The sequence below is a fragment of the Rheinheimera sp. genome (assembly GCF_037442345.1).
Classification (GTDB): domain Bacteria; phylum Pseudomonadota; class Gammaproteobacteria; order Enterobacterales; family Alteromonadaceae; genus Pararheinheimera.
This window is the reverse complement of sequence record NZ_JBBIQL010000025.1, coordinates 25,332-37,474: the sequence shown is the minus strand read 5'-3', so window position 1 is coordinate 37,474 and position 12,143 is coordinate 25,332. Positions and strand designations below refer to the sequence as shown.

11 protein-coding genes are annotated in these 12,143 nt (G+C 53.5%); 8 read left to right on the top strand and 3 right to left on the bottom strand.

Annotated elements, in window-relative coordinates:
- Nucleotides 1-140: 140 nt before the first annotated feature.
- The 6 genes from WKJ04_RS15120 (at nt 141) to WKJ04_RS15095 (ending at nt 6,730) form a co-directional block, all read left to right on the top strand.
- Nucleotides 141-947 carry a MipA/OmpV family protein gene (locus WKJ04_RS15120; RefSeq protein ID WP_337881169.1) on the top strand — a complete coding sequence of 269 codons (807 nt, stop codon included), beginning with the start codon at nt 141-143 and terminating at the stop codon, nt 945-947.
- On the top strand, nt 947-1,639 hold the full coding sequence (locus WKJ04_RS15115; protein WP_337881168.1) for a response regulator transcription factor: 693 nt from the start codon (nt 947-949) through the stop codon (nt 1,637-1,639). The genes WKJ04_RS15120 and WKJ04_RS15115 overlap by 1 nt, the downstream gene beginning before the upstream one ends.
- Nucleotides 1,602-2,984, top strand: a complete 1,383-nt coding sequence (locus WKJ04_RS15110; RefSeq protein WP_337881167.1) for an ATP-binding protein — start codon at nt 1,602-1,604, stop codon at nt 2,982-2,984. Before WKJ04_RS15115 ends, WKJ04_RS15110 begins: the two co-directional genes overlap by 38 nt.
- Nucleotides 2,985-3,424: 440 nt before the next feature.
- Nucleotides 3,425-4,180, top strand: coding sequence for a peptidoglycan-binding domain-containing protein (locus WKJ04_RS15105; protein WP_337881166.1), 756 nt, complete (start codon nt 3,425-3,427; stop codon nt 4,178-4,180).
- A gap of 24 nt (nt 4,181-4,204) precedes the next feature.
- Nucleotides 4,205-5,488 (top strand): DUF2235 domain-containing protein, encoded by a 1,284-nt coding sequence (locus tag WKJ04_RS15100; RefSeq protein WP_337881165.1) that lies wholly within the window; start codon nt 4,205-4,207, stop codon nt 5,486-5,488.
- 96 nt (nt 5,489-5,584) lie between these two features.
- A complete protein-coding gene (locus tag WKJ04_RS15095) occupies nt 5,585-6,730 on the top strand; it encodes a hypothetical protein (RefSeq protein ID WP_337881164.1) in 1,146 nt (381 codons plus the stop codon).
- A gap of 30 nt (nt 6,731-6,760) precedes the next feature.
- Here the strand turns inward: WKJ04_RS15095 and WKJ04_RS15090 are convergent, their stop codons facing one another.
- The 3 genes from WKJ04_RS15090 to WKJ04_RS15080 are packed head-to-tail and all read right to left on the bottom strand — an operon-like array spanning nt 6,761 to nt 10,200.
- Nucleotides 6,761-7,261, bottom strand: a complete 501-nt coding sequence (locus tag WKJ04_RS15090) for a DUF1993 family protein (protein ID WP_337881163.1) — start codon at nt 7,259-7,261, stop codon at nt 6,761-6,763.
- Between the two features lie 3 nt (nt 7,262-7,264).
- The gene (locus tag WKJ04_RS15085; RefSeq protein WP_337881162.1) at nt 7,265-8,296 is read right to left on the bottom strand and encodes a GTP-binding protein; all 1,032 of its coding nucleotides are present in this window, start codon (nt 8,294-8,296) and stop codon (nt 7,265-7,267) included.
- Nucleotides 8,297-8,349: 53 nt separating this feature from the next.
- On the bottom strand, nt 8,350-10,200 hold the full coding sequence (locus WKJ04_RS15080) for a PhoX family phosphatase (RefSeq protein WP_337881161.1): 1,851 nt from the start codon (nt 10,198-10,200) through the stop codon (nt 8,350-8,352).
- 200 nt (nt 10,201-10,400) lie between these two features.
- On the opposite strand from WKJ04_RS15080, the gene WKJ04_RS15075 reads away from it, so the two are divergent.
- On the top strand, nt 10,401-10,784 hold the full coding sequence (locus tag WKJ04_RS15075) for a BlaI/MecI/CopY family transcriptional regulator (protein ID WP_337881160.1): 384 nt from the start codon (nt 10,401-10,403) through the stop codon (nt 10,782-10,784).
- Nucleotides 10,781-12,136 carry a peptidoglycan DD-metalloendopeptidase family protein gene (locus WKJ04_RS15070; RefSeq protein ID WP_337881159.1) on the top strand — a complete coding sequence of 452 codons (1,356 nt, stop codon included), beginning with the start codon at nt 10,781-10,783 and terminating at the stop codon, nt 12,134-12,136. The genes WKJ04_RS15075 and WKJ04_RS15070 overlap by 4 nt, the downstream gene beginning before the upstream one ends.
- Nucleotides 12,137-12,143: the final 7 nt, after the last annotated feature.

Sequence of the window (12,143 nt, the reverse complement as noted above, 5' to 3'; positions counted from 1 at the left end):
GGGTTGGGGTTCGTGCGTGCCCCCACTATCCGGCCGCAAAACTTGCTGGTTCCTTACCGAAAAAAACAAATTCCGGTAAGGCGCCGGTAAGACAAGCACTGTGATGCTGGTGTGGAAATCAATCTGTCTGGAGACACCCAATGCACGTTCAACCTTCTGCAGTCCGTCACCATCACGCCCCAGGTTTAGCTTTGGCTGGGCTGCTTTGTCTGCCAATGCTGGCAGCAGCGCAACAGCCACCGGAACACGAGTCCCACTGGGGGTTGGGTGTGGCGGCGCTGAGCTCGCAAAAACCTTTCACCGGCATGGACAGGGACAACAAAGTGATCCCATTTTTAACCTATGAAAACCAGTACCTGCGTTGGCTGGGCCCTAATCTCGACATCAAGTTGCCGGGTCTGACACTCAATGAGTCACAGCAGCTGAATTTCAGTCTGTCGGCGCACTATGATTTTGGCGGTTATGATGACGATGACATCCGTGACACGCCAATACTGGTGGGTATGGAAGAGCGCAAAGGCAGCTTGTGGGCCGGCTTCAAAGCAGAATGGACCAGCCCCTGGGCTGACCTCAGCCTGCAATGGCTTTCCGACGCATCAGGCCACAGCAAAGGCCGGCGGCTGAGCCTGGGCATTGAACGCAACTGGTTTTTTGGCGACCATCTGATACTGACGCCTAAACTGAGCGCCAGCTGGCTGGATGACAAAGAGGTCAATTACCTTTACGGTGTACAACAGCACCAGGCCAGAGCCGGCCGTCCGGCCTATACAGCCAGTTCAACCATGAATATCGACTACGGAGTGCGGGCCATGTATCTCTTTAACCCAAGCCATTCAGTGCTGTTAGACCTCAGTGTGACCAGTCTGGGGTCTGAAATTAAAGACAGCCCGTTGGTCGACAGCTCTACCGAGCAGCGGGTGCTGTTTGGTTACATTTACCGTTTCTGATGAGCCGGATCCTGCTGGTCGAGGACCATGAGCGTCTGGCGGAGCTGATCCGTCATCAGCTGGCCAGCGCCGGTATTGCTGTGGATGTGTTTGGTCAGCTGGAGCCTGCCTGGATGGCATTGCAGCAGTTGCCGTATCAGGCTCTGGTGCTGGACAGAGGGCTGCCGGATGGCGATGGCATCAGTCTGGTGAAGCGCCTGCGCCAGGCTGGCTCAGGCATTCCTTGCCTGGTGCTGACGGCGAGGGACGCCCTGCATGATCGGGTGGCAGGGCTGGAAACCGGCGCCGATGACTACCTGACCAAACCTTTTGCGATGGATGAACTGGTGGCCAGAGTAAGGGCTTTATTGCGCCGTCCTGCCCACAACGTGGCATCCGACCCTTGCCATGCCGATCTGATACTGAAACCCGCACAGGGGTTGCTCTGCTGCGGTGACGACAGTGTCGCTTTGGCTCCGGCCGAATTGCAAATAGCCCTGCTGCTGATCCGCAAACAAGGCGACGTGGTGCGGCACAGTGCATTGGAGGCCGCCGCCTGGGGCTTCAGCGACACAGTCACTCCAAACGCCCTGGATGTGGCTATTCACCGGCTGCGGCGCAAACTGCTGGCTATTGGCTCCAACCAACAGATTATCAACTTGAGAAACCTTGGTTATGCACTTCGTCAAAAAGCCTCTGCGCCTGCCACGTAACAGCCTCAGTCTGAAGGTCTTGATGGCCTATTTTATCGGGGTCCTGTTGAGCCTGATTTGCATCGGCCTGATGATCGCTTTGCTGTCGGCCCAAAACAGCAAGCTGCTGCTGTCCACCAATCTGATGGACACCGTCGAAGGTGCAGCTGACGAACTGGTGTTTAACAGCCAGAATTTGCCGGTTGCCGTGATCGATGATGAAGATGGTGAGCAAAACTGGTTTTTCTTTGACAGCATGAGTGAAGACGCAGCCTTCCGGGTGATATCCCCCTCAGGAGAAATTGCCCTGAGTTCAAAAGCGGGAGAGGATTTCTGGCCTGCAGATCCAGAACTTAAACAAATCAGTAACGACCATTTTGAATTTACCAGGCACGGGTTGCATGTGCAGGGCGCCAGTGCAACCAGAGAGCACAATGGTCAGCTGTGGATTGTGCAACTGGCCATCAGCAGCCGTTTTCTCAATTTGGTGGATAAACATATAGCGGTGCCTTTTATGGCTCAGGGGGTCAGTGTCTTTGGCCTGGTGCTGCTGTTTGTGTTCGGTTTTTGTGCCTTTGTGACTTTGGGCTATACCCTGGCGCCGCTGCGTCAACTGTCACAGTCGGCGGCGGCCATTTCACCGCGTTCCCTGCATACCCGCTTACCGTTGGACAAAGTGCCAGCCGAAATCGCGCCATTGGTCAGCAACTTTAATCAGGTGTTGGACCGGTTGCAGCATGGCTTTCAGGTGCAGCAGGAGTTTTTGGCCACTGCCGCCCATGAGCTGAAAACACCTCTGGCACTGATCCGGGCGCAAATTGAAGTCAAACCACCCAGTGCCGAGCGGGATATGTTGCTGAACGATGTCAGCCATATGGCCCGCCAGGTCCAGCAGTTGCTGTTGCTGGCGGAGGTCAGTGAACCGCAGAATTATCAGTTCAGTCGGGTGGATGTCGGGGCTGTGGCACAGGAAGTCAGCCGTTATCTGCAGCCGATGGCGGACACGGCAGACGTAAGGGTTCAGCTCCGCCAGTTCGCAGATTTGTACTGGCAAGCCGACAGTGCCGCGCTTTTTACCTTGCTGAAAAACCTGCTGGAAAATGCATTGCAACATGCCCCACAAGGGACGGCCGTGGAGATCACTATCGGCCCTGAAGGGCTGTCGCTGCGGGACTTTGGCCCTGGGGTTCGTGACGACCAGTTAAGCCAGCTGTTTGTCCGTTTCTGGCGTGGCCCGCACCGGCGCGACCATGGCGCTGGCCTTGGGCTGTCCATCTGCCAGGAGATTGCGCTGGCGCACGGCTGGACTTTGTCGGCCGAAAACGCAGCGCCAGGACTGAGGTTTTCTCTGCAGCTTTGCGCCTGAAGAGCCTTGAGGTACAAGCGGGCAACTGACCCAAATGCCAGACTCAGACCAACCAAAGGCATAACGCCACAACACAGATCACTGCCAGTCCAGGGCGCCCTGCGCTTCGAGCGGGCACCTGCATACCAAGCCGGGAAATCAGGCCACTGTCTGGGGTCGCAGACAAACGGTGGCAGAGCAGCAGGCGTTTGATGCGCAAAAAGGTAAACGAAAAATAAAATTTTGGTAAATTCACTAAATTCGAAAAATATTTCCTGAATCAGGGTGGCAATCAGCCTAAAGCTGACTAGCCTTGAACAGTCTGTAGTGCCCATTACTGAACCAGCCGTCACAGCCAGGCCGTCGCGTATCCCTTCAGTTTTTGTGTTGTCCAGTGGCAAGACAAAACATCAATTTCAATTGAATCATCCAACAGAATCCTTTACTGAGGAGGCTTGCTTATGCCTTTCCCGGCACATGTGCAAAAAGAACTGCAGTTCCCTGGCGCCGTCACGCTGGGACAAAAGGGCAGCAGTGTGAAGAAGCTGCAGGAATGGCTGTCACTGCAGCAGTTTGGTTGTGAACCCGACGGTATTTTTGGCAAAGCAACTCTGAGTTGTCTGCAACGTTTTCAGCAAAAACAACGCTTGCCTGCCAATGAATCCCTGACCGAAACCTGCTGGCAAAAACTGACTGCACCTGTGCAGCAGGCGCTCGCTTTAAGCCCGGCAGCCCCGGACTTCAGCAGCACAGTGATGCGCGTTGCCAAACAGCACCTGGAACAGCACCCCATGGAGGTGGGTGGTGATAACAAAGGCCCTTGGGTGAGGCTTTATATGCAGGGCAATGAAGGCACGGCCTGGTATTGGTGCGCCGGTTTTGTCACTTTTATCCTGAAGCAAGCCTGTTTAATACAGCAGCAAAAAATGCCGGTCCCCGGTTCTTTCTCCTGCGACTCGCTGGCCAGCCAGGCCAAAACCGCCGGGCTTTTTCTGCCAGAAAAGCAGGCATCCAGCATCAAACCCGACCAGGTGTTTATTTTTTTAAACCGTAAATCCGCCTCGGACTGGATCCACACAGGGCTGGGCTTTGCCATGCAGGATGGTGTGTTTCAGACCATTGAAGGCAATACCAACAATGACGGCAGCCGCAATGGCTACGAAGTCTGTCAGCGCACCAGAGCAGTGAAAGGCAAAGATTTTGTAGTGCTTGGATAACCCCCACTCAAGGAGAGCTCTTACATGAACGAAAATAAACTCAATAAACGCATTGTGATCTGTTGTGATGGTACCTGGAATGAACCTGATCACTCCCCGACCAACGTGATAAAAGTTGCTCATCACGTGAAACCCACCGCCAGTAATGGAATGCAACAGGTGGTGTTTTATGACCAAGGTGTCGGCACTGGGGGACCTATTGATAAATATATAGGTGGCGCGACAGGCAAAGGTTTAGAAAAAAACGTTTTAGACGCTTACCGTTTTATCGTGCACAACTATGAACCCAATGATGACATTTATTTGTTTGGCTTTAGTCGGGGAGCTTACACGGCAAGAGCCGTCGCAGGCCTGATCCATGCGGCAGGTATTCTAAAGAAAGATTTGTGGGAAGAACTACCTAAAGCCTACGAATATTATCGGACACCTCCCAAACACAGGCCTAAAACCAGCCCTTTAACACGCGAAAACAATATCGCACCCAGGATTAAAATGATTGGTGTCTGGGATACCGTCGGCTCATTAGGAGCCCCAACTCCATTGCTAAAGAAATTAACTAACCGTTGGGTCGGTTTTTATGACACTGAACTGTCACCCTATGTAGAGCATGCTTACCATGCGCTGGCTCTGGATGAAAAAAGAGGCCCTTTTGAGCCTTCTGTGTGGAAAGGTTTAACACAAAATAACCAGCAGGTAGAACAATGTTGGTTTGCCGGGGTCCATTCCGACATTGGTGGTGGTTATGAGTCATCTGAAGTTTCGGATATCAGCCTGCTGTGGCTTGTTGAAAAAGCCGAGGCTTTGGGACTGGAATTTGATCGGGACGATCCGACCTTTAGACACTCAGTCAAACCAGATCTCTTGGGCGAACTACATAACTCATATGGTCTGCCTTATCAACTGACTGGCAGTTCATTCATCCGTCAGGTCAGCAAAAACAGACCGGGCGAATACAGAACCACTGTTCACTCTTCCGTATTCTACCGTATGCAACACTCTCATTATGTTCCCGAACTTTTACGCCAACAGACCCAAGGAGCGGGACATGAGAAGAGAGCTCACGAACGATTCCATGCCCTAAACTCAGAAGCAAAAATTATCGTGGAAAATAAAGATTATCCATGTTTGCTTGCAAGCTTTAGCCCCCGAAGTGGAGCAAGCATCAGCACTAATCTGAAGTTGAAATTACGCGATCCCGTGGGTTTACTGCTTGGGCACCGATATATTGAGCCACAACACGAGGAGTTTCCACACGTAAATGCCCATTGCGTATGGAATGTCGGCAATAGCTACGGCCTGAAATTCTAAAGCCATTTGCGCGAAGGGGAGTTGTAGTTGAGCGCTAATCCCTTTCGCAGACCCAACCATGCCTCCAACGCTGCTACAAAGCAAAGGACACAAGTCATGCTCAAACCACAGGCTATTTTCATCTCCAGTTTCACCTGTTTTTTAATATCCAGCTGCAGTATGACCCCCGAAGATAACTTTTTCGGGGATCACAGAGTCACTGCAGCGTCCGCCAACCAAATGTTTGATAAAGGATTTGAAGGCTTTACCGACGCACAACTGGTATTACTATTGGATCCCAACAATACGGGTAATTATGACAATGAAGATGAGTCAACAAAAATCAAGATTTTGCGTAAAGCATTTCTGACGGCCAATACGGGCACTAACGCTCTCGCCCACCGCGCACAGATCCAGGATCGCTTAATTGCTGCGTCCAATCAGCGATGCAACTTGTATATGACTTACCTGAAAAGGGTCAGTAACTACACCAACGGCATCTTTGGCACGTTAACAACTGTACTTGGTGGAGCAGGGGCCATTGTTACAGACCAAAGTACGGCACGATTATTGTCAGGGTTGTCGGGTATATCTAGTGGAACCCGGGCGGAATTGACTCAAGCCATCTTCGAATCCATAGCCACCAGCGTCATTATTCCCGGTATCCAAAAGAGCAGGGCTGATTTGTTAAAAGAAATTGATAAAAAGCGCTCCCAACCTTTAACGCAATACACAGTAGAAGGAGCAATGGCTGATGCTATCACTTACCACGGCGCTTGTAGCATGGACACAGGCATAGGGTATGCCCAAAAGAGTATTCAGTCTTTCGACGATATTGGCATCAGTAAACTGAACGATGCGATGGCTTCCTTAAGTAACAGCCGACGTCTGTCAGAGTCATTTATGCTTAGACCAATAGACTCATTAGTGGTAGCGGAAAAAGTGCTGGCCGGTTTTGCAGCGAAATTAAAGGATTACAAAAGCAGGGTTAGTCCAACTCAAAAAGCAGTCGACGATATGATTACGAAATTAACGGCTGATGTAAAAACTGACGGCTCTTTGGGCAAAGAAGCTGCGGAGCTTGATCAGGTGTTAAAAGTCGTAATGTTCAATTACGCTTCAACCTCAGGTGCTGACAAAACCAATAGCTTTAGCTTACTGGAAGCTCAACAAATTAATGCCAAAGACTTTGCCAGAAAGATTGAAGCCATAAACACAGAATTGCTGATTGAGCTTAAAAAACTTGAGCAAGTGAAAACCTAAACCAGCAATACCGCCGTTTGATCAGGCTATTCAGCCAACCCAGCTAAACCCGGCTGGGTAACTGTGCCAGCCGTCAAAGTCGGCTTTGCCGATGGCCAGGCCCTGCTGGCGGGCTATGGCGAACAAGATGCTGAAATGAAAATAGAAGTTGGGCAGCGCATACAACTGCAGGTAATCCTGCCCGGTCAGCTGTTGGTGGGCAAAACCGGCGTCAAATTCAACGGGGCGCTGTTGCCAGTCAGCAAAACCAGCAGGTGCCAGCGCCTGCAACTGCGTCTGGCATTGCTGCACAAACTGAATCAATCCGATCCAGTCTTCGGTTACCAGCTCTATGGCCGGAGTCTCCAACGCGGCCAGCGGATAGCAGGCACGTAAACTAAAACCGGCCGCCGTGCGGGCCTGTTGCCACAAGGGCAGCATATCCGGCGCCAGTTGAGCAGCCCATAAGGCCGGCCGCTCTGCGGCTATACGCAGCAGCAGTTTTTCCAGCTGCTGCAACGGGTGCAGAAAACTCAGAACCGGATTTACCATGGCTTAACCTTCAGACGAGGGCTGCAGCTGCTGCACACTTTGCTCCAGCAGCTCACGCGGAATATTGCGGGTGATAAACACCAGCTTGCTGTGGCGATCACTGTTTGGCCATTGGGTTAAAAAAGCCGCCGGATGGAACAGGTGCTGCACACCGTGAACCACCATAGGGCCAGGAAAACCCTGAATATGCAAAATGGCTTTCATCCGCAATAAATCCGGGCCTTGGTGCGCCAAAAGTGCATTCAGCCACAACTCAAATTTATGCATAGGTATGGGCTCTGCCAGCTCAAAGCTGTAGGCCTGAATGGCGTCACCATGGGCATTCAGTTGCTGCTCAGGGGTCAGCCTGGCAGGGCTGGCTGCGGCCGGGGTGAAACTCAGCCATTGGTGCAGTGGTGTCTCAGACTGCACAGGTTCGGCATGGTCCAGTTGCTCTATCAGTTTCCAGTCGGCCAGCCCTTGTTCGGCCAAAGCAATGTGGGCCAGCGGGTTCAGTGGCCGCAGCGCCGCCGTTAGCTCTGCAACACTATGGGCTTGTGGCAAATCCTGTTTGGTCAGCAGCAGCAAATCGGCCACCGCCGCTTGCTGGCGCGCTTCCGAGTGTTCCTTCAGGGTTGACAGACCATTGACGCTGTCGACACAGCTGACCACACCCTGCAGCCGGTACTGATCGGCAATGTTGGGATCAGCCATCAGGGTGTGCAAAACAGGAGTTGGATTGGCAAGGCCCGTGGTTTCAATCAGCACCCGGTCGAATTGTTTGCGGCCCTGGCGGGCAAAACGCCAGCCAATGTCCCGCAGCGTTTTACTTAAATCACTACGGATAGTGCAGCAAATACAGCCGCTGGCCAGCTCGACCACCTGCTCTTCCTGACTGTGCGTCATCAGCAAGTGATCGAGTGAGGTAGAGCCTAACTCATTGATAATAACCAGGCTGTTGGCGAAAACCGGCGTTTTCACCAGCTGGTTTAACAAGGTGGTTTTACCACTGCCTAAAAAACCGGTTAATACATACAAAGGAATACGTGGCTGCATTCTGTGCTTCTCATTCAGGGCGGTCTGAGTCTTCGCCCTGAACTCAGGGCCTGTTAACTGCCAACCACCTTGCCATCAGGTCTGTTGATCACCACCACTGCAGGGCGGGGTGGCAATGTAGCATCAAAATCCGGCCAGCGGGTAGACGGCTGCTCAAAACTGCTGCCACTGCCCGGGTGCTGAATGGAGCAGAAAAAGTGTTTGTCGTCAGGGGTAAAAAACGGCCCACAGACTTCAGAGCCCACAGGCGAACGCAAAAAACGCCGCATTAAGGCCCGGTCTGGCCCACTGACCTCAGTGGCCCAGACGCCTTCGGCAATGCCAAAATCTTCAGCGCCGTCGGACGTCACCCAAAGATGGCCCTGGCTGTCAAAGGCACAGTTATCCGGACAGGCAATCCAGCTGCTGACCGCCGTGGCCGGGTGATAGTTGGTGCTGGGGTCGTCGCGCCGGCCCGCCAATAAAAACAGCTCCCAGGCGAAACTGTTTTGCGTGTGATCGCCTTTGGGCGGCACCAGCTCGACAATCTGACCGGCTTTATTACGGGCGCGGGGATTCACCGGATTCAGCTGTTTGTCTGTGCGGTCAGCGTTTTTGGTCAGCATTACATAGACAGCACCATTGGCCGGGTTGACCTCCACATCCTCAGGTCTGTCCATTGGCGTGGCCCCCAGTAAATCGGCCGCTTTGCGGGTATCAATCAATACATCGGCCTGGCTGTGAAAGCCGTTGGCCGCCTGTAAAGGGCCTTCGCCAAATTGCAGCGGCAGCCAGTCGACTGTGCCGTCAGCATCAAAACGCGCGCAATACAGTGTGCCGCTGTCCAGCAAGTCCAGGTTGGCGGCTCTGTTGTCCGGCTGATAACGACCACTGGAGACAAACTTATACAGGTATTCAAATTTCTGGTCGTCCCCCATATAGGCCACGACCCGGCCATCGGCATTGATAAACACATTGGCGCCTTCGTGTTTAAAGCGGCCCAGCAAAGTGCGTTTTTTCGGTGTGGAATTGGGGTCGTACGGGTCAATTTCCACTATCCACCCCATATGCAAAGATTCGTTTGGCTGCTGGCTTAAATCCCAGCGTGGGTAATGCCGGGCCCAGCTTTTTTGTGGCTGCACTTCCATACCAAAACGTTTCAGGCTGTCGTACTCGCTGCTTTGGCTGTAGTCACCGGCAAACATCGCATCAATATTTTCTTCGCCGGTCAGCACTGTGCCCCAGGGCGTCACGCCACCGGCGCAATTGCCATAAGTCCCCAGCGTATGCACGGCATCAGCGGAAATGGCGGTTTTCAGCCGGCTGCTGCCTGCGGCCGGGCCGCTGATCTGCATGGGGGTGAGCGGTGTGATCCGTCGGGTATAGGCGGAGTTTTTGATCTGTTGCCACTGGCCATTCTGATAGCGAATTTCGACCACGGACAAGCCATGGGCCACTATGTCGGTGTCGGTCTGGGCTTTATCCAGCTTGGTATCTGGCGGTGAGCCGGGCCACATAGTGGCACTGTTGGTGTACTCGTGGTTCACCACCAACAACCCATGCTCAGAGTTCGAACTGCCCAGCGGCAAGGGCAAAAAGCCGATAAAGTCGTTGTTAAACCCAAACTGTAGCTGCTGTTTTTCCGCGCTTTGCTGCTGCGGATCGAAGGCCGGGCCGTCGGCCCATAACGGCTCCCCCCATTTCAGCAGCACCTGCGCCTGATACCCCGGCGGTACTTCCAACTGAGTGGTCATTTCTGCGCTTTGTTCGGTAAAGGTCAGGGCGGATTTACCGCTGGCCGCCAGGGTGGGCGCCGTTTTGCCACAGCCTGGTAAAGCCGCGGCCGCCGCCAGCGCCGTACCGGCTTTTAAAAACTCACGCCGCGATAAACGCCGTTGTACCATTTCTGCAAAAGAAACTGCCATGTTGATCTCCGATGGGTGGGTCAGGGCTTGCCGATAACTCTGCGTTATACAATCACAGTATGACTCTGATGTGACATCAGACCGGTTCGCTGAGCTAAACAGAAAAAACTTTTGTGCGACATTGGTCGCACTTTTTACTTGCCTTTGTGCGACACTTGTCGCACCCTGATGCCAGTTTTGCATTGAGTGCCGGAGTTTAGATGTCACACCCTACTGCCGCTGAGCTGGAAATATTAAAACTGTTATGGCAACAGCAGCCACAAACTGGACGGGAATTGCATGACCAGCTGCAAGCTGTATTGGGTTGGGGCTATTCCTCCACCCGCAAAACGCTGGAACGTATGACCGAAAAAGGCTTTGTGCAGATGGAAAGCCAGGGCCATAAAAACAGCTACCAGGCCAAACTGGAAAAGTTACCCACTCTGGCCGCTTTGGCCAATGATTTCGCCAGCCGGGTGCTGGGGCTGAACGGACCTTTGCCGGTCAGTATGTTTGCCGACAGCCGGCTGCTGACGAGCACAGAGTTACAGCAGTTGGAACAGCAATTGGCCATGCTGTCAGCCGCTCAGGAGCAACCATCATGAGCAGCCAGGTTTTGCTGCATCTGCTGGCCTTTGTTGGCTTAACTTCAGTGCTGGCGCTGCTGCAGTTGCTGTTGCAACGACGCTGGCCAGCCTTAAAAGCCTTGCCGGGTTTTTACCTGCTGCTGGCTTTGTTGTCCCTGTTTGCTTTTCTGCCCCTGCCCGAGCTGGGGCACAGCTGGCCTGTGCCTGTGGCATTGCTGCAGGAAAGCAGCTGGCAATGGCAACAACTGCAGGCGGTGCCTGTGCACCCTTCGTTGCAGGTGGAACCGGGCTGGCAAGCTACGGATTACCTGCTGGCCTTGTTGTGTCTTGTCACCACCTGGTGGCTTGGGGCCTTAGTGCAACAACAGTGGCAGTTAAAGCGTTTTATTGTGCAGTCGGAACTGTTAAAGGGTGAAGACTGGCTGCCCGACTGGCCTGGTCAGGTCGAACTGCGGCTGTTTTATGGCCAGAGTTCAGCTTTTGCCTCTGGTGTGATCCAGCCTGTAGTGATGGTGCCCGCCTATTTAGTGCAACTTCCGCCCGAACAGCGCCAGTTATTGCTCCGTCATGAGCTGACCCATCTGCAATATCGCGACCCTTTAGTGCTGCTGCTGTGGCGGTTGCTGCTGGCACTGTGCTGGTTTAACCCCGTACTGGCGCTCTGGCAAAAACACTGGCAACAGGCTGTGGAGCTAAGGGTTGACCGTCAGTTATGCCAAGACTCCAAGCCAGAACTGTATGCTCAAACCTTGCTGCTTTGTCTGAAGCTGAACCAGCAGCAGCAACCCAATGGCCTGGCCTTTAACCGGTCTTCGGTGTTGGCTCAGTATCAGCAACGGTTAACCGCCTTATTTCAGCCTTTACCGGCTTTGCCTGCGCCACAACAACAAAGTGGCAGCCTGTTGCTGCTGCTCTTCACCCTGGCTCTGACACTGGGCTGCGCTCAGCTGCGCTTCAGCCAGAGCCCGACAGAATGGCTGCGCCCTGTGGCCGCTGAGGTGCGGGTGAGCTCTTTTTATGGGGAGCAGCATCCGTTCCGGCAAAACCGCCGCCATCAGGGCATGGACTTTGCCGCACAGGCCGGTGACCCTGTGTACGCCAGCGCCCGCGGCACAGTGCTGATTGCCGACAACCAAAGCCTGAACAGTAACTATGGCATAGCAGTGTTGCTGGACCATGGCAATGGGTACCAGACCTTGTATGCCCATCTGCAGCAAGCCGACGTCAGGCCGGGCCAGCAGTTACAGGCAGGCCAGCCTCTGGGCAAAGTCGGTGCGACAGGCCGGGTGACCGGTGCCCATTTACATTTTGAATTATTGCAGCAGGGCCAGGCACAAGACCCGGCTTTGCTGCTGACCACCTCACCTTAAATCACCA